Here is a 17,013-nt window from a genome sequence, read left to right on the forward strand (position 1 = left end):
CAGAATAGATGCCGCGCACACAAGTGCGCGGCATTTTTTATGGACGGGAGAACACGATCGGCCGACCAGGGTCACTCGCCGCAGGCAGCGCACCATGGACTGCCGCCGCACTGCGAACCGACCGCACTGCGTGGCAGGCGGCTCACTCTGACGCCAACCACCGAAACAACAAGGCCCGCAACGAACCTCAGACGCGGAACGCGCCGATCAGCTGCTTCAGGCGCGACACCAGCCCGGACAGCTCGCGGCTGGCCGACTCGGTCTGGCTAGCGCCGGCGGCGGTGCGTTCGCCGGCGCGATTGATCTCGACGATGTTCTGGTCGATATCGTGGGCCACCGCGGTCTGCTGCTCGGCGGCCGCGGCGATCTGCTGACTCTGGTCGACGATCATGCCCACCGCACCGAGGATGTTCTCCAGCGCCAGTTGCACCTTGCCCGACTCGCTGACCGTACCACTGGCCATCTGATGGCTGGCGCCCATGGCCTTGACCGCCGCACCGACACCGCCCTGCAGCTTGCCGATCATGCTCTCGATCTCTTCGGTGGACTGCTGGGTGCGCTTGGCCAGGTTGCGCACCTCGTCGGCAACCACGGCGAAGCCGCGGCCCTGCTCGCCGGCCCGCGCCGCCTCGATGGCGGCGTTGAGCGCCAGCAGGTTGGTCTGTTCGGCAATGCCCTTGATCACGTCCAGCACCTGGCTGATCGAGGCGCTGTCGCCAGCCAATTGGTTGATCACCGCCACCGACTGGTCGATCTCGCCGGCCAGCCGTTGAATGCTGCCGACCTGGGATTCGACCAAGGCGCGGCCACTGACAGTTTCGCGATTCACGCTCTGCGCGCTGTCGACCGCCGCGGCGGCGCTACGGGCGACTTCCTGGGCGGTGGCGGACATCTGGTTCATCGCCGTGGCCACCTGCTCGATCTGGCTGCGCTGGCCGGCGACCGCCTGGTTGCTCTCGCCGGAGACCAGCTCCACGCTATCGGCCTGACGCTCGACCTCGACCACGGTCTGGCCGACCCGTTCGATCAGGTCGTGGATCTTCTGCACGGTCTCGTTGAACACCTGCCCCAGCTCACCCAGCTCGTCGCGGCTCTGCGCCTTGAAACTGACCGTCATATCGCCGGCCGCGACTTTATTCATGACCTCGCCGAGGCTCTTCAAGGTGGTCCGGGTCGACACATAGAAGGCGCCATAGAGGTAGCCGATCAGCAGGAACACCAGTACCAGGGCCGCGACCAACAAGACCATCTGCCCACGGTTTTCCTGCAGGCGCTCCTGCAGTTGCTGATCGAGGAAAGCCAGTACCGCATCATTCAGCTCATAGGTCTTGCCCATGGCCGCGCCGACTTCTTCATAGAACTGCGACCAGGGAGTATCCAGGGTATCGGCGATCACCACCTTATCCTCGAACAGCACCACACTGGTCTTCAGGGTCGCCTGGCTGGCTGCGGCCAGAGCTTCCAGCCCTGCGCGCGCAGCCGGGCTGCTGCTCAAGGCGTCCTGCAGATTCAAGCCGTACTCGGCGTGGAGTTTTTCCAGCTCCAGGAGCAAATCGTCGAACTTGGTGCTGGCGGCCGAGTTGAGGAAGCCCTGCCCCAGGGAATAGGCGCCCACTGCCCTGCCCTTGCTCAATGCCGAGGTGACCGCCGGCGTGGTGCTGACGATCAGGTCGGCCATCTGCCGGACTTCGCGCTGACGATCCTGACTGAGGCCAGCCTGAGCCGCGATCAACTTGATGAATACCTGCGAGCTGCCCAACAGCTTCTCGGCCGACGCCGCTTTGCTTTGCAGCGACGTCTCGCCCTGTGCAGTGGCCAGCGCGGCAATCATTTCGTCGCGCCTGGCGCTGAATTCATCGACCTGTTCGGCCTCATGCACCACCGGCACCAAGCCCCGCAAGCGCGCATCCAGCGCACTCTGCAGACGCGTGATACGCGCCTCGAGATCGCCCGTCTGACCGGACTGGCCGATCATCACGTTGATTTCCATCAGGTCGGCGAAATCCTCCAGGTCGCGCCTTAGATTCAGCGCCTGACCGAGCAGATCAATACTCTCCAGAGCCGCCTGGGTACTGACGAACTGGCGATAGGAGTCGCGCACCAGATAGAAGTTGGTGGCCAGCATGGGCAGAAAGAACAGGACACTGATCAAACTGAACTTCATGCCGAAGCTGAGGCGATTCATAAGCGCGATGGCCGGATACAGCACGGTCTTCACAAGACGTCTCCTGTTCTGATTATTGTTATGCAGCGCTACAAGGCCGACCGGGAAAAGGCTCCCGTGGTCATCGTTGCGTCCCTTGCAGCCGGGCCTGAGGCGTCCCGATCAATGCGCAGGATGCCCCACGGCAAATCCGCCGGAGCAACCATCTGGCTGATCGATCGAGCACAGTGAGCTTGTATACCCGTTATCGACAACAAACTCTGTAACTTAAGGTTAAGCAGACCTCGACCGCCGGCAGGAGCGGGAGCTTACCCAGCGGTGACTGGCTGACCGCCACCCCACAGGATAGTGCGGGCCCCGTAGGATGGGTTGAGCGCAACGATACCCATCACAGCGATCTGGACCCCGCACAACCGCGCCCCGGTGTACGCCGGGGCTTCTTCGTCTATGGATGGATTGATCGAAGAAAACGCCTGAACACCGCCGGGTATCGCCAGCTCAACCGCATTGCGCCAAAGGCGATCAGTAGAACAGCTCCCACAAGGCAAACACGGCGTACCAGAGCACGGCGGCGCGCACCAGCAGCTGCCACAGGCTATCCAGGCTGCTCACTCCGGCTTCGCCGAGTTCCGGCGCCGGCGTCTCGCAGGCCGCGCGCCCGACATCGATCACCAACTGCGCGGCGCTGATGTCCCAGCTCAACAGTTCGTGCAGCAACGCCCGGTTGACCGCCACGAAATTGCCGACCAGGGCGAAACTTGCCGCCAGCACGCGTACCGGCATCCAGTCGAAGGCATGCCGCAGTTGCACGGCGCGCTCGCGCAAGACCTCCTGCCCGGCATGCTCGGCCAGCAGGGCCAGCAGCCGATAGGCCAGGGCCGCCAACGGGCCAAGCAACGCGTACCAGAAGATCACGGCAAAGAAACTCTGATAGGCCTGCCACACCAGATGCCCCTGCACCTGCTGCAGCAGCGCGCCCTCTTCGTCGGCCTCCAGGGCCAGATCACGGCGGGCGACCAGATAGGCGGCCTCACTGTCACCGCGCCGCCAGCTGTCGCGAAACGGCCCGAGCGCCGCCTGCAAATCGCCACGCCCGAGACTGTAGATCAGCACCAGCAGATGCACCGGTAACGCCAGCCAACCGTAGGCCAGCGGTTCGAGCAGCACCAGCAGCAACCCCAGCACCACCAGCGGCAGAACCACCAGCGCCACGATCGCCAACCAGGGGCTCTCGATAAAGCCCGCTTGCCGCTCCACCCTGGCCAGCAGCCGCAACCAGGGACCATCCTGCTGGATCTTGTTGCGCCAGGCCGAAAACTTCTCCACCCACAGCACCAGCAACAACACCAGAAAACTCATGACTTCTCCTTCCTATCCATCAGTGCAGCGCGCAGGCGCGACCAGTCGAACGCCGGGCCGGGGTCGGTCTTGCGGGCCGGGGCGATATCGCTGTGCCCGCAGATCCGCTCCAGGGTGAGCGCCGGGTACACCCTTTGCAACTCGGCCGTCAGCCCGACCAATGCGGCATATTGGGCATCGCTGAAGGGCAGCTCGTCGGTGCCCTCCAGCTCGATCCCCAGTGAAAAATCATTGCAGTTCTCGCGCCCGGCGAAACACGACTGCCCGGCATGCCAGGCGCGCTCGTTGCACGAGACGAACTGGGTGATGGCGCCGTCGCGCTCGATCAGGAAATGCGCCGACACGCGCAAGCTCGCAATCTCGGCAAAGTATGGATGCTCAGCGGCGATCAGGCGATTCTGGAAAAATTCCTGCACCTTGCCGGTACCGAACTGCCCCGGCGGCAGGCTGATGTTATGGATCACCAACAGGGATATCTCCCCCTGCGGGCGCTCATTGAAATTGGCCGATGGACAGTGGCGCACCCCTTGACACCAACCACTGCGAGGATCCAGTTGCATAAAGACTCCTTGAACGAGCCTTCACTCTAGAGCAGGCCGGCAACGGGGCCAAGCAGCGATCCACTCGGAGCGCAGCGACAGATCGCAGGATGGGTGGGGCCGCCTAGGTGGGACCGCCTAGGCCGGGCCGCGTAGGTTAGGCGCCCGGAAATTGACCTGCCGTCAGCAGAACCAAGACGCCGTAACCCATCATCGACATTCGCCCTGCCAGCGGGTACAGACATAAACCGCTTGATGGGTATCGCTGCGCTCAAGCCTACGCGGCCCGCCGTGATCCTACAAAGGCCGCCCCGAATGCCGCATGGACAGCTTCAGGCGCCCTTGAGCCTGCGCAAGTTGCCGATTACCGACTCCAGCGCCCGGTCGAACAACAGCGCATCGTCGAGCAGCCGAATAGCGTTGCGGCGGAATTCGACCGCCAGATCCACGCGGCTTTTTTCCAGAACTTTCAATCCGGTGCGATTGACGAAGATGTACTTGCCGGTTGGCTTGATCACCGCAGCCAGCTTGCAGCGCAGCTTGTGCTCCTGATCTTCCTGAAACTCCACCCAGCTACCCACCCGCAGGTTATCCACCTGCTGCAGGGCTTCGTCATCATCTGCCAGACAGATTTCGGGTTCGTTCGCACTGCTTTGGCCTGGAGCCAGCAGCACGATCTCTTCGACCACCGCGATCATCGCCGCTCCATCCAACTCCGGCGCCGGCGGTTGCTCCAGCAAGGACGGCATGCCGCCGACCGCAACCCGGTCATCGACCGACTCTACCGCCGGAACCCGTTCGGCCTCAGACACCACCCGCTTGAAACGCTGAAAAGCCTGCACATGCAGAGCCTCCAACTGACTGAAAAACTCGCCCGCGGAGAACGGATCGAACGCCGCACTGGCCATGCCATCGCGCAGCGCCTTGAGCAGGCCCGGCACCAGTTCGAGCAAACGCAGGCGCGCCTCCGGCTCCTCATGCGGGTGCGCACTCCAGACCAGGTCATCCATGGTCGCCAGCGCGGCCTGCCACTCGGGCGAGCCGACCCCGTGCTTGAGGCATATGAGCATCAATACCTTGCTCCATGCCTCCTGCAACAGGCGCACCACCACCTCGGGCAGACACTTGCCCAGCAAGCGCTCATTCAGCACCAGCTCGACCTGACGCCGCGCCAGCTCAGCCCTGGCGCTGCCTTCTTCCGCATCGCGAGTACGCTGTTCCAGCAGCTCGCTGCGCCGCCGCTCATTGCCGGTAAAGGCGAGAAAGTCCGCCAGCAGCTCGGCAAAGATCAGCGGATCATCGACAAAGTCGTTGAGCAAGCGCTGCACCACCTGCTCGATCTTCTGGTACAGGCTGTCACGCTGGGTATCGTCCTGCTCGCCCCAGCCCAGGGCGGCCGAGGCGATTTCATTGAGCAGGCGTCGGGCCGGGTGGCTGCCGCGGCTGAAGAAGGTCTTATCCAGCAGCGCAACCTTGAGCATGGGAATCTGCAGGCGTGCGATCAAGGCTTTCAGCGAATCCGGCAGGGTACGGTCATCGAGGATGAACTCGAACAGCATCGACACCAGGTTGATTACGTCCTCATCCACCTCGCCGACCACCCGGGCCTTGCCGCTCCTGGCGCTGGCGCGACTGAGCAGTTGCTCGAGCTGCTCGCGCAGATCGGAGTCATCGCTGACCTGAGCCGGTGCATGCTGCTGCATGTGGGAGAGCAGGCGCAGCAGGTCCCGGCTGGTGATCGGCGACGCATCGGCCGGCGTCTTGCGCCGCGGCATGGCATGGCCGCGCACCTGCGCAAGCAGCTCCTGCAATGCCACGAAAACTTCCTGCACGCCTTCGCCAGCCTGCCCGCCAGCACTGGCGCCCGCCTGTTCAGCCGCACCGTACGCCGCCGTCCCGGACCCCTCCGGGTTGCGCCGCACCGGCGCCGACTTCAACTCAGGCAGCACACCGGCAGTGACCAGAATCTGATTGGCCTCGGCATAGAGCTGATCGAGATCGGCCAGCACGTATTTTTCGAACAGCTTGAGGATGATCAGCTTGACCTTGATCTCCACCCCCAAACTGCTGCACGCCTCGAGAAAAGCCGCACAGAGCAGGGCAGGCCCAAGCGGGTTGGACTTGTCGTCGAGCTTCTTGCTGACCAGGGCATTCAGGCGCGTGGTCAGGTGACCGACCGCCACCCGGTCCCGGCTCATCACCTTGGCCACCATGGCATCCAGCGCCACGGACTCTTCCAGCTCATCGTTCTGGATCAGGGCCAGGCCGTCGAACGAGATGCTGCCCAGGGACGACTTGCCAACCTCGTATTGATTGAGGGTGGCGAAAGGCTCGAAGACTTCTTGCAGGAAACCGCGCTCGATACTCTTGCGCTTCAAACGCAGATCACGCATGGCTTCGAAGAAGGCATTCTGCTCGCCATTGCTGGCCGCCCGGTCCGCCATCTCGAACAGCGTATCGTCGGCATTGTCGAACAACGCCTGCAGAGCCTGCTTGAGCTGCTGCGCAGCCTTGTCGCGTAAATGACTGAGCGCCACAGGCAGTCTTCCAACTGGATAAGTGGGCGATTGCTCCGCAGCCACCTTGTTCAGGTGCACCACATTCGCGTCCGTCTTCATTGCGACTCTCCTGCAGACTGCCCCTGCCTGGGCCTACCGATCTACATGGCAACCAACCGAGCGTCATCCGTAACGTCAAAGTCATGGCGTCAATATTCATAAAGCAAAATCATTATAAGTATGCCGCACCCACCCCAAACAGACTTTTCCTGCGGATATGACACAGGTCACAGATATAGAACTAGTGCGGGCGATACCCATCGAGGCCCGATCGAGCATGGTGCCAGCCGACCGGCCATGCGTAATCTCGCTGCACCCATCTTCGGCAATCCCTATAATCGCCCGACCCTGACAGTGGAGCCCACCATGCCGAACCTAACCCTCGCCGACCTGACTGGCGAAATCGAGGCCAATGTTCGTCGCGCGCTGACCGAGGACATCGGCAGCGGCGATATCACCGCGCAACTGATCCCCGCCACGCGCCTGGCCCACGCCACCGTGATCACCCGCGAAGCGGCCGTGATCGCCGGCAGCGCCTGGGTCGATGCGGTGTTTCGCCGGCTCGACCCGCGCGTCGCCGTGCACTGGCAGGTACGCGACGGCGAGCGCGTCAACCCCAACCAGCCGCTGTTCCACCTCGAAGGCCCGGCCCGCGCCCTGCTCAGCGGCGAGCGCAGCGCCCTGAATTTCCTCCAGACCCTGTCCGCCGTCGCCACCCGCTGCCGGCATTACGCCGACCTGGTGCAAGGCACCACGGTCAAACTGCTCGACACCCGCAAGACCCTGCCCGGCCTGCGCCTGGCGCAGAAATACGCGGTCACCTGCGGCGGCTGCCACAACCACCGCATCGGCCTGTTCGACGCCTTCCTGATCAAGGAAAACCACATCGCCGCCTGTGGCGGCATCGTCGAGGCCGTGCAAGCCGCGCACAAGATCGCCCCCGGCAAACCGGTGGAAGTCGAAGTCGAAAGTCTGCAGGAACTGCAACAAGCCCTAGACGCCGGCGCCGACATCATAATGCTCGACGAACTGTCGCTGGACGACATGCGTCAAGCGGTCGCCATCACCCAAGGCCGCAGCAAGCTGGAAGCCTCAGGTGGCATCAACGAAAGCACTCTGCGCAGCATTGCCGAGACGGGAGTGGACTACATCTCCATTGGCGCGCTGACCAAAGACGTCAAGGCGGTGGACTTGTCGATGCGCTTGAGTTTGTAGCGCAGACGATGCCGGGCGGCATCCCAGGGCGCCCCGGGCGACGGCCGCCCGGTGCGCAGCGACAGCCGCCCGCTACGCCTTCTCCCCCGCCACCACCAGCTCCACCACCTCGCCGCGCTTGATCAGCGCATAGACCACCCCGGTCAGCAGGCTGCCGGCGACTATGGCCAGCAGATAGAGCAGCGCATGGTTGATCGCATTGGGGATCAGCAGCACGAACAGGCCGCCGTGCGGCGCCATCAGTTTGCAGCCGAAGTACATCGACAGCGCGCCGGTCAGGGCGCCGCCGGCGATGCTGGCCGGGATCACCCGCAGCGGGTCCTTGGCGGCAAAGGGAATCGCCCCCTCGGAGATGAAGCACAGCCCCAGCACTCCGGCGGCCTTGCCGGCTTCGCGTTCGCTCTGGGCGAACTTGTGCCGGGCAATCAGGGTGGCGATGGCCACGCCGATCGGCGGCACCATGCCGGCGGCCATCACCGCGGCCATGGGCGCGTAGCTCTGCGACGCCAGCAGGCCGACCGAGAAGGCGTAGGCAGCCTTGTTGATCGGCCCGCCGAGGTCGACGCACATCATGCCGCCGAGCAGCAGACCGAGCAGGATCGCGTTGGTGCTGCCCATGCTGTCGAGAAAGCTGGTCAAGCCGGCGAGCATGCCCGCCACCGGCTGGCCGACCACATAGATCATCACCAGGCCGGTGAACAGGCTGGCCAGCAGCGGGATGATCAGGATCGGCTTCAGCGCCTCGACGCTGGCCGGCAACTGCACCCAGCGGGCGATCGCCTTGGCCGCATAGCCGGCGAGGAAACCGGCGATGATGCCGCCGATAAAACCCGCGCCCAGGCTGCTGGCGAGCAGGCCGCCGATCATCCCCGGCGCCAGGCCGGGACGATCGGCGATCGAATAGGCGATGTAGCCGGCCAGCACCGGCACCATCAATTTGAACGCGGCCTCGCCGCCGATCTGCATCAGCGCGGCGGCCAGGCTGCCCTCCTGCTTGAACGCCTCGATGCCGAAGACGAACGACAGGGCGATCAGCAGCCCGCCGGCCACCACCATCGGCAGCATATAGGACACCCCGGTGAGCAGGTGCTTGTACGCCCCGCCCTGGGCGACAGGGCCGGACTGCGCGGCCTCGCCCTGGCTGCCGCCGGCCAGCGGCTGCGCCTCGGCCAGGGCGCGTTCGAGGGTCTGCCGCGGCTGCTTGAGGGCCACCCCGGTGCCGCAGCGAAACACCTTCTTGCCGGCGAAGCGGGCGGTCTCCACCTCGATATCGGCGGCCAGCAGGACCACATCGGCGGCGGCGATGGCGGCGTCATCCAGCAGGTTGCGCGCGCCCACCGAGCCGCGGGTTTCCACCTGCAGCTCGTAGCCGAGCTGCGCGGCCGCCTGCTGCAGGGCCTCGGCGGCCATGAAGGTGTGCGCCACCCCGGTCGGGCAGGCGGTCACCGCGACCAGGCGTGGCCGGGCAGTCGCCGCGGCGGGCGCCGGCGCATCCTGCTGTAGGACCTCGGCATGTTCGGCGGCGGCAAGCAGGAACTGCTGCGGATCGACCAGCGCTTCGGCCGGAGTGGATTGCACCAGGCGTTTGCCGACGAAACGCTGCAGCGCCAAGTCGCCAGTCTTGACCACCACCACCAGGTCGGCGGCGGCGATGTCGGCGTCGCTCAGCGGCGAGCCTATCGCCTTGGGGTCATGCACCTCGACCCGGCTCGACCAACCCAGCCGCTGGGCGGCGGCTTCCAGTAAACGCGAGCAGAGCACGCTGGTGACCATGCCATTGGGGCAGGCGGTGACGATCAGCAGATTCATGAAAATGACCTCATTATTGTTTTAATCCAGGGACGCGACTCTCAATCCAGAGACGTGACAGCCACGCCCGCTTCCAGGCGCGCCAGTTGTTCCCTGTCGTGAATACCGAAACCGAGTTGGGTGACCGCCTGCGCCGCAATCGCGGTGGCCAGGCGCAAGGTGCGCTCGGCCGGCCAGCCGATCAGCAGGCCGTGCAGGGTGGCGGCGAGCAGCGAGTCGCCGGCGCCCACCGTACTGACCACCGCGACCTGCGGCGGCCGCGCCTGCAGCGCAATGTCCGGGCCGAACCAGTAGACGCCCTCGGCGCCGCGCGACAGCAGCACATGCTCGACGCCCGAGGTGCGCAGGCGCAGCGCCGCGGCCCGCAGATCGGCCGCGCTGGACGACCACAAACCGCAGGCATCGGCCAGTTCCTCCTCGTTGGGCTTGATCAGCCACGGCGCCACGGCCAGCCCGGCGCGCAAGGCGGCGCCACTGCTGTCCAGCGCCAGCGGCAGGCCAAATGCCTGCAGCCGGCGCAGCAGGCTACTGAACCATTCGGGGCTGACGCACTGCGGCAGGCTGCCGGCGACCACGATGGCGTCGTGGCCGGCCACGATCCGCTCCAGCTCCTCGAGCAACTCGGCCTGATGCGCCGCCCCGACCTGCGGCCCCGGACCATTGAGGTCGGTGATCCGCCCGCTGTGCTCGGCCAATTTGATATTGCTGCGGGTTTCCCCGGGCACGCGGACGAAGGCGTCGACGAAACCGCGCCGGGCGAACAGCGCCTCGAAAGGCGCGGCGTTGGCCTGCCCGAGAAAACCGCTGACCGTGACCTTGTGGCCCAGGTCGGCGAGCACCTGGGCCACGTTCAGGCCCTTGCCGGCGGCGTGACTGTGCAGCCCCAGGCTGCGATTGACGGTGCCGGGCTGCAGGGTCTCGAGCGACACGGTCAGGTCCAGCGCCGGGTTCAGGGTCAGGGCCAGAATGCGTGCCATCAGCCGATCTCCTCCACCAGGGCGCGCACTGCCGTGGCGCTATCCAGACCGAGTGCCTGGCGGGCCAGCAACTGGCTCTGGCTGAAATCCAGCTCACGCACCCGCGCCTTGACCAGCGCGATGCTGCGCGCCGACACGCTCAACTCGTCCACCCCCAGGCCGACCAGCAGGGGCACGGCGAGCATGTCGCAGGCCAGTTCGCCGCACACCCCGACCCACTTGCCATGGGCGTGGGCGGCGTCGACGGTCATGCCGATCAGGCGCAGTACCGACGGATGCAGGCCATCGGCCTGGGCCGACAGGGTCGGGTGGTCGCGGTCGATGGCCAGGGTGTACTGGGTCAGGTCGTTGGTGCCGATGCTGAAGAAGTCCACCTCGCGCGCCAGCACCGGCGCCAGCAGCGCCGCCGAGGGCACCTCGACCATGATCCCCAGCTGCAGGTCGGCCAGCGGAATCTCCTCGCGCAGGCGCAGCGCCATGTCGCGCGCGGTGCGCCACTCCTCGACGCAGCAGACCATCGGGAACATGATCCGCAGCGGCCGTCCCTCGGCCGCGGCGAGCAAGGCGCGCAACTGGGTTTCCAGGATCTCCGGGCGCTGCAGGCTGAGGCGGATGCCGCGCACGCCGAGGAAGGGGTTCACCTCCGCCGGCATCGGCCAGTACGGCAGCGGCTTGTCGCCGCCGACATCCAGGGTGCGCACCACCAGCGGCCGGCCGTCGAGGGCATCGAGCACGCGGCGGTACTCGACCTCCTGGGTCGCCTGGCTCGGCGCCTCGGCGTGGTCCATGAACACCAGCTCGGTGCGCAGCAGACCGATCGCCTCGCCGCCCAGCTCGACCGCCGCAGCGGCTTGAGCGCTGGCGCCGATATTGGCCGCCACTTCCAGACGATGACCGTCGCGGGTCACCGCCGGCTGCATGCGTTCGGCATGGGCACGCTCACGGCGGGCCTCGCTGGCCTCGCGCTGGCGCAAGGCCTGCTCCAGGGCCTGCTGATCGGGCGCCACGCGGAGCAGGCCGTGATCGCCATCGAGCAACAGCACTGTGCCCTGGGCCAACGCCAGCACCGTCGCACCGGCCCCCACCACCGCCGGGATGCCCAGCGCGCGGGCGATGATCGCACTGTGCGCGGTGGCGCCACCGCGGGCGGTGAGGATGCCGGCGACGCGCTGGCGATTGAGGTTGGCGACATCCGAAGGCGCCACTTCATCCATCACCAGAATGTAGGGCTCGTCCGGCTCGCGCAGCGCCTCGACGCCACACAGGCGGGCCAGCACGCGGCGGCCGATGTCGCGCAGATCGGCGGCGCGCTCGGCCAGCAGCGCATCATGCAAGGCTTCCTGCTGGGCGGCGACCGTCTCGATCTCGTCCGCCCAGGCCGCCTCGGCGCTGAGCCCCTGGTTCAGGCGCGCGGCCACGTCCTCGGCCAAGGCCGGGTCGCGCAGCATCGCCTGGTGGGTAATGAATATCTCGCGGATATTGGCCTCGGCCGTGGCCTCGACCAGGCGCTGAATATCGGCGCTGACCTGCTCCAGCGCCGTGCTCAAGCGCCGTTGCTCGGCGGTCGCGCCTTGGCCTTGCCGCGGGTAATCGAGCACCGGCGGCACCCGCACCAACGCCGGGCCGATGGCGATACCCGGCGCCGCAGCAACCGCCTGCAGCCGTGCCCCGGCAGCCGGTGCCGGCAGTTTGGGCGCCGCGCTGACAATCGACGCGGCGCTGGCCGGCACGCCAGTCTCGGCCAGCGGCAAGGGCTCGATGCTTTCCCCCAGGCCCGCCAGCACGGCGGCTTCCAGGGCCGGCAGGACCTCGCCGGCAATCGCCGGTTCGGCGCTGAACTGCAGTGCCTGACCGCGCCGCGCGCCGAGCGCCAGCAGCTTGCTCAGACTCTTGACCGACACCCCGGCCCCCGCCTCCCCTGCCAGACGCACGCGCACCTCGCCGGCGAAAGCCAGGGCGATTTCGCTCAAGACCTTGGCCGGGCGAGCATGCAAGCCATGGGTATTGGCCAGGACCACCGAGCACATCGGCCAGTCGACGGGCACTTCGCCGCCCAGGGCCTCGAGCACGCTGCGGCTGCTGGTGGCCTGGCTGAAGGCCGCGGCGCGGCCCTCGATCAACAGATCGCAGAGGCGCTCGAGCAATTGCCGATGGGCCTCGCCGAGGCTGGCCAGGCAGAACAGGCCGGTCAATGGCTGGCCCTGGTAATCGAGCGGCTGCGCCGGAGTGACGAAAGCCAGGCCGGGACTGAGCACGGCCTGATCGCTGTGCAACCACCACAGGCCGTTGCCCAGCGGCAACGGTTGGCCCTGGGCCAGGCTGTTGGCGAAGCCGGACTCGGCGCAACCGGCCTTCTTCAGCAGCCGCGCGCCCTGCCAGAGCAGTTCGTCGAAATCCTCGACCGCCACGCCCAGGCCGATCAGCTGACTGTCCAGCGCCAGTTCCTGCGGCGCGCCCTGCAGCAGCGCGACTATCGCCTCGGGTTCCCGCGCCTCGCGCAACGCCGGGGCGAGATCGCCTTCGCCGAGGGCGCGGGTCAGCAGTTGCAGCAGGCGCAGGTGCTCATCCGAGCGGGCGGCGATGGCAATCGCCAGGTAGACCATCTGCCCATTGCCCCAGTCCACCCCTTCGGGGAACTGAATCAGGCGCACCCCGGTGCAATGCACCTGATCGCGGGTTTCTGGCGTGCCATGGGGAATCGCGATGCCCTGCCCCAGGTAGGTCGAACCCTGCGCTTCGCGCGCCTGCATCCCGGCGAGATAACCGGGGGTGACCAGGTCATCGGCGATCAGGCGATCGGCCAGCAGCGCCAGCGCCGCCTGTTTATCCGGGGCGCTATGGCCCATCTGGATCTGCGTGACATTCAACTCGAGCATTTTATTGTTCTCCTCTGGCAGGTGAGGCTGGCTGTCGCAGGCACCCGCGCCACCCAAAGGGTAGTCAATCGGCTCGCCTGCTGAATCGTTTCACCTAATGACTGGCACGTTAACCCATAATCGGCGATCCTTGAAGCCCGGCTGTCACCACATTCATTACCATCCGCGTATCGTGACAGGGTTCAAAGGTCGCAAAATTGTAGGAGCACGCCATGCGTGCGAATCGCCGGCATGGCGGAGTGCCGCCCAGCCGCTCCTGCAACCCGATGGCTAACGGCGCGTGGGACTCCACGACAAATGATCTGTGACGCGACACTAGGACTACGCCTTGAAACTCAGCGACATCGCCCGTCTGGCCCAGGTTTCCGTGACCACCGCCAGCTACGTGATCAACGGCCAGGCCGACAAACGGCGGATCAGCGCCGCCACCGTGGCGCGGGTACTGGAAGTGGTCGAACGCCACGGCTACCGTCCCGACCAGCAAGCCGCCGGCCTGCGCCGCGGGCAGAGCCGCTGCCTGGGTTTCATCCTGCCGGACCTGGAGAACCCCAGTTACGCGCGCCTGGCCAAGCTGCTGGAACAGCGCGCCCGCGCCGCCGGCTACCAGTTGCTGATCGCCAGCTCCGATGACGACCCGAGCAGCGAGCGCCAGTTGCTCGAACTGTTCCGCTCGCGCCGTTGCGACGCACTGATCGTCGCCAGTTGCCTGCCCCAGGACGATCCGGCCTACCCGCGCCTGCTCGCGGCCGGCGTGCCGGTGATCGCCGTCGACCGCGCCCTCGATCCCGCGCACATCTGCTCGGTGGTCAGCGACGACCAGCAGGCCGGCGCCCTGCTCACCGCCAGCCTGCTCAACCCGCCGCCGCGGCATATCGCCCTGATCGGCGCGCGCCCGGAACTGCCGATCAGCCAGGCCCGCGAACGCGGCTTTCGTCAGGCCCTGAACGATTTCGGCGGCACTGTCAGCGTCAGCCATGCCGAACAATTCAACCGCGCCTGTGGCTACCGGCAGATGCGCGCCCTGCTGGACAACCCCGCCGACCTGCCGGATGCGCTGATCACCACCGCCTATGTGCTGCTCGAAGGGGTCTTCGATGCCTTGCAGGAACAATCGGGGCCTGGCGTCGAGGGTCTACGCCTGGCCACCTTCGGCGACACCCAGTTGCTGGATTTCCTGCCGCTGCGGGTCAACGCCATAGTCCAGCAACACGCCCAGATCGCCGAGCGCGTCCTCGATCTGGCCCTGCGCGCCATCGAGCAGAATGACTACCAGCCCGGTATCGAAGCCATCCCGCGCCTGCTCAAGATCCGCCGCGCGTTGTAACAAGCGATGGCCGGCGCATCACCCTTAACTCCAAAGGTCGGCTGCTGAAGCGGCATGCCGACTGGCGCAGCGCCGACAAATCACCGATGCTTTGCCCATGCGCCTGATCGATACCCACACCCACCTGGATTTCCCCGACTTCGACGCCGACCGCGCCGAGCTGCTCGCGCGCTGCCGTACCCGGGGTGTCGAGCGCCTGGTGGTGCTCGGCGTACACCAGGGCAACTGGCAGCGGCTGTGGGATCTGGTGCAGGGCGATGCCGGCCTGTACGCCGCCTTCGGCCTGCACCCGGTCTATCTGGACCAACATCGCCCCGAACACCTGCATGAATTGCGCGACTGGCTACAGCGCCTGACCGGCCACCGGCAACTCTGCGCGGTGGGCGAGTTCGGCCTGGACTATTTCCTCGAACAGCTCGACCGTGAACGCCAACAGACGCTGTTCGAGGCACAACTGCGTCTGGCGCTGGAGTTCGAACTGCCGGCCCTGCTGCACGTGCGGCGCGCCCACGCCGCCAGCATCGCCACCTTGAAGCAGCTCAAGCTCCCACGCGGCGGCATCATCCACGCCTTCGCCGGCAGCTATGAGGAGGCCCGCGAATACCTCAAGCTGGGCTTCAAACTGGGCCTCGGCGGCGCGCCGACCTGGCCCCAGGCCAGACGCCTGCAGCAGACCCTGTCGCGCCTGCCGCTGGATGCCGTGGTGCTGGAAACCGACGCCCCGGACATGGCCCCGGCCATGCACCCGTATCAGCGCAACAGCCCGGAATACCTGCCGGAAATCTGCAGCGAACTGGCGCGACTGATGAACGTCGCCCCGGAGCAACTGGCCGCAGCCAGCAGTCGCAATGCCGCCGACTTGTTCGGCTGGGTTCTCTGAGCACCACAGCCTAGCTCCGGGTACCCACATCCAAGGGCCGCTCGCTCACCGGAGTTGATCGCCCTCCAGGAGCAGCAGACAGCGCATCCTCAGCCCAAACGCCCGTCTGGCGCGTAAGGCGTCGGATCGATGATCGGCTCATTTCCGAGCAGCAGATCGGTCAGCAACTGGCAGGAGGCCGGCGCCAGCACCAGGCCGTTGCGGAAATGCCCGCAGTTCAACCAGAGACCGTCATGCCCCGGTACCGGCCCGATAAAGGGAATGCCATGTGGCGAGCCCGGGCGCAATCCGGCCCAATGGCCCACCACCTCGGCATCGGCCAGCGCCGGCAGCAACCCAACCGCCGACGCCTTGAGGCTGGCCAGGGCTTCTTCGCTGGGCGTCTTGTCGAACCCCAGATATTCCAGCGTACTGCCAATCAGGACATGGCCATCGCGCCGCGGAATCGCGTAGCGCCCGTTGGCCAGCACGATACTGGTGAGAAAGTCCTCGGTGCACTTGTAGAGGATCATCTGCCCCTTCACCGGCTCGACCGGCAACGCGAGGCCCAGGCTGCGCAACAGCTCGCCGCTCCAGGCGCCGGCGGCAACCACCACATGATCGCCACGGATGTCGCCAGCGGAACTGTGCACACCACGGATCCGCTCGCCTTCGCGAATAAACCCGCTAACCGCACACTGCTCATGCACGGTCACATTGGGCATCTGCACCAGCGCCGCACGCAACGCCTTGACCAGGCGCGGGTTGCGCACATTGGCCACGCCCGACATGTGCAACGCCCGCGAGAAGCGCCTGGCCAACGCCGGTACCGCCCGATACACCGCCTCGACGGGCACCGCCTGCATCGGCCGCTGTTCACGCGCGGCCCAGGCCAGGGGCGCGGCCTGCTCCTGGTCGAGCCAGTACAGGCCGGTGACATACACCTCGGGATCGATGCCGGTGTCGGCCAGCAACTGCGCCCCCAGCTGCGGGTAAAAATCCTGCGACCAGTGCGCCAGAGCCGTCACCGCCGGCCGGTAGCGCCAGGGATAGAGCGGCGAAACGATGCCGCCTCCGGCCCAGGAGGCTTCGCCGCCCAGCGCACCCTGATCGAGCAGGCATACCTCGACACCAGCCGCGGCCAACAAGCGCGCCGACAACAAGCCGATAGCGCCACCCCCCACCATCAAGACTCGCATAGCTTCTCCAATAAAAACGGGCCGCAAAGGCGGCCCGTTATACGTCATAAACCCGGTGTATTTCTACCAGCACGCCTGCATGGCGCCGGCCGCGTTATTCAGCGTTTGCCCACCGGTGTGGGCGACCCGGTGAT

General features: G+C 66.2%; 11 protein-coding genes and 1 pseudogene. 3 read left to right on the forward strand and 9 right to left on the reverse strand.

Annotated features, from left to right (window positions below; translation table 11 throughout):
* Positions 1 to 187: 187 nt before the first annotated feature.
* The 5 genes and pseudogenes from BM315_RS25500 to BM315_RS14315 form a co-directional block, all read right to left on the reverse strand.
* A complete protein-coding gene (locus tag BM315_RS25500) occupies positions 188 to 901 on the reverse strand; it encodes a methyl-accepting chemotaxis protein (RefSeq protein ID WP_425287787.1) in 714 nt (237 codons plus the stop codon).
* 141 nt (positions 902 to 1,042) lie between these two features.
* Positions 1,043 to 2,185 (reverse strand): annotated as a pseudogene (locus BM315_RS25505) (HAMP domain-containing protein); the annotation flags it as partial.
* A gap of 501 nt (positions 2,186 to 2,686) precedes the next feature.
* Complete coding sequence (gene ampE, locus BM315_RS14305) at positions 2,687 to 3,523, reverse strand: regulatory signaling modulator protein AmpE (protein WP_090502104.1); 837 nt, start codon at positions 3,521 to 3,523, stop codon at positions 2,687 to 2,689.
* Entirely contained in the window at positions 3,520 to 4,083 is a 564-nt protein-coding gene (gene ampD, locus BM315_RS14310; RefSeq protein WP_090502106.1) for a 1,6-anhydro-N-acetylmuramyl-L-alanine amidase AmpD, read from the reverse strand. The genes ampE and ampD overlap by 4 nt, the downstream gene beginning before the upstream one ends.
* Before the next feature lie 311 nt (positions 4,084 to 4,394).
* Positions 4,395 to 6,680: a DUF1631 domain-containing protein gene (locus BM315_RS14315; RefSeq protein WP_090502108.1), complete on the reverse strand. Its 2,286-nt coding sequence runs from the start codon at positions 6,678 to 6,680 to the stop codon at positions 4,395 to 4,397.
* Between the two features lie 306 nt (positions 6,681 to 6,986).
* Between BM315_RS14315 and nadC the strand changes: the two genes are divergently transcribed.
* Positions 6,987 to 7,835 carry a carboxylating nicotinate-nucleotide diphosphorylase gene (nadC, locus tag BM315_RS14320; protein ID WP_090502110.1) on the forward strand — a complete coding sequence of 283 codons (849 nt, stop codon included), beginning with the start codon at positions 6,987 to 6,989 and terminating at the stop codon, positions 7,833 to 7,835.
* A gap of 72 nt (positions 7,836 to 7,907) precedes the next feature.
* Here the strand turns inward: nadC and BM315_RS14325 are convergent, their stop codons facing one another.
* From BM315_RS14325 to ptsP, 3 genes are read right to left on the reverse strand one after another with little or no spacing between them, the layout of a single operon-like run.
* Positions 7,908 to 9,644, reverse strand: a complete 1,737-nt coding sequence (locus BM315_RS14325; protein WP_090502113.1) for a fructose-specific PTS transporter subunit EIIC — start codon at positions 9,642 to 9,644, stop codon at positions 7,908 to 7,910.
* A 41-nt stretch (positions 9,645 to 9,685) separates the two neighbouring features.
* Positions 9,686 to 10,621 carry a 1-phosphofructokinase gene (gene pfkB, locus BM315_RS14330; protein ID WP_090502115.1) on the reverse strand — a complete coding sequence of 312 codons (936 nt, stop codon included), beginning with the start codon at positions 10,619 to 10,621 and terminating at the stop codon, positions 9,686 to 9,688.
* The gene (ptsP, locus tag BM315_RS14335) at positions 10,621 to 13,497 is read right to left on the reverse strand and encodes a phosphoenolpyruvate--protein phosphotransferase (RefSeq protein WP_090502117.1); all 2,877 of its coding nucleotides are present in this window, start codon (positions 13,495 to 13,497) and stop codon (positions 10,621 to 10,623) included. Before ptsP ends, pfkB begins: the two co-directional genes overlap by 1 nt.
* 328 nt (positions 13,498 to 13,825) lie before the next feature.
* On the opposite strand from ptsP, the gene cra reads away from it, so the two are divergent.
* Together cra and BM315_RS14345 are read left to right on the forward strand one after the other, a co-directional pair.
* Positions 13,826 to 14,821, forward strand: a complete 996-nt coding sequence (gene cra / locus BM315_RS14340) for a catabolite repressor/activator (RefSeq protein ID WP_090502119.1) — start codon at positions 13,826 to 13,828, stop codon at positions 14,819 to 14,821.
* 97 nt (positions 14,822 to 14,918) lie between these two features.
* Positions 14,919 to 15,701 (forward strand): TatD family hydrolase, encoded by a 783-nt coding sequence (locus tag BM315_RS14345; RefSeq protein ID WP_090502122.1) that lies wholly within the window; start codon positions 14,919 to 14,921, stop codon positions 15,699 to 15,701.
* An 89-nt stretch (positions 15,702 to 15,790) separates the two neighbouring features.
* Here the strand turns inward: BM315_RS14345 and thiO are convergent, their stop codons facing one another.
* Complete coding sequence (thiO, locus tag BM315_RS14350; RefSeq protein WP_090502124.1) at positions 15,791 to 16,879, reverse strand: glycine oxidase ThiO; 1,089 nt, start codon at positions 16,877 to 16,879, stop codon at positions 15,791 to 15,793.
* Positions 16,880 to 17,013: the final 134 nt, after the last annotated feature.

The organism is Pseudomonas borbori, assembly GCF_900115555.1.
GTDB classification, from domain to species: Bacteria; Pseudomonadota; Gammaproteobacteria; order Pseudomonadales; family Pseudomonadaceae; genus Aquipseudomonas; species Aquipseudomonas borbori.

What these genes read in the sequence shown, in the direction of transcription:
- BM315_RS25500 (WP_425287787.1), bottom strand. Translation starts at nt 901, where the DNA reads ATGAACCAGATGTCCGCCACCGCCCAGGAAGTCGCCCGTAGCGCCGCC.
- ampE (WP_090502104.1), bottom strand. Translation starts at nt 3,523, where the DNA reads ATGAGTTTTCTGGTGTTGTTGCTGGTGCTGTGGGTGGAGAAGTTTTCG.
- ampD (WP_090502106.1), bottom strand. Translation starts at nt 4,083, where the DNA reads ATGCAACTGGATCCTCGCAGTGGTTGGTGTCAAGGGGTGCGCCACTGT.
- BM315_RS14315 (WP_090502108.1), bottom strand. Translation starts at nt 6,680, where the DNA reads ATGAAGACGGACGCGAATGTGGTGCACCTGAACAAGGTGGCTGCGGAG.
- nadC (WP_090502110.1), top strand. Translation starts at nt 6,987, where the DNA reads ATGCCGAACCTAACCCTCGCCGACCTGACTGGCGAAATCGAGGCCAAT.
- BM315_RS14325 (WP_090502113.1), bottom strand. Translation starts at nt 9,644, where the DNA reads ATGAATCTGCTGATCGTCACCGCCTGCCCCAATGGCATGGTCACCAGC.
- pfkB (WP_090502115.1), bottom strand. Translation starts at nt 10,621, where the DNA reads ATGGCACGCATTCTGGCCCTGACCCTGAACCCGGCGCTGGACCTGACC.
- ptsP (WP_090502117.1), bottom strand. Translation starts at nt 13,497, where the DNA reads ATGCTCGAGTTGAATGTCACGCAGATCCAGATGGGCCATAGCGCCCCG.
- BM315_RS14345 (WP_090502122.1), top strand. Translation starts at nt 14,919, where the DNA reads ATGCGCCTGATCGATACCCACACCCACCTGGATTTCCCCGACTTCGAC.
- thiO (WP_090502124.1), bottom strand. Translation starts at nt 16,879, where the DNA reads ATGCGAGTCTTGATGGTGGGGGGTGGCGCTATCGGCTTGTTGTCGGCG.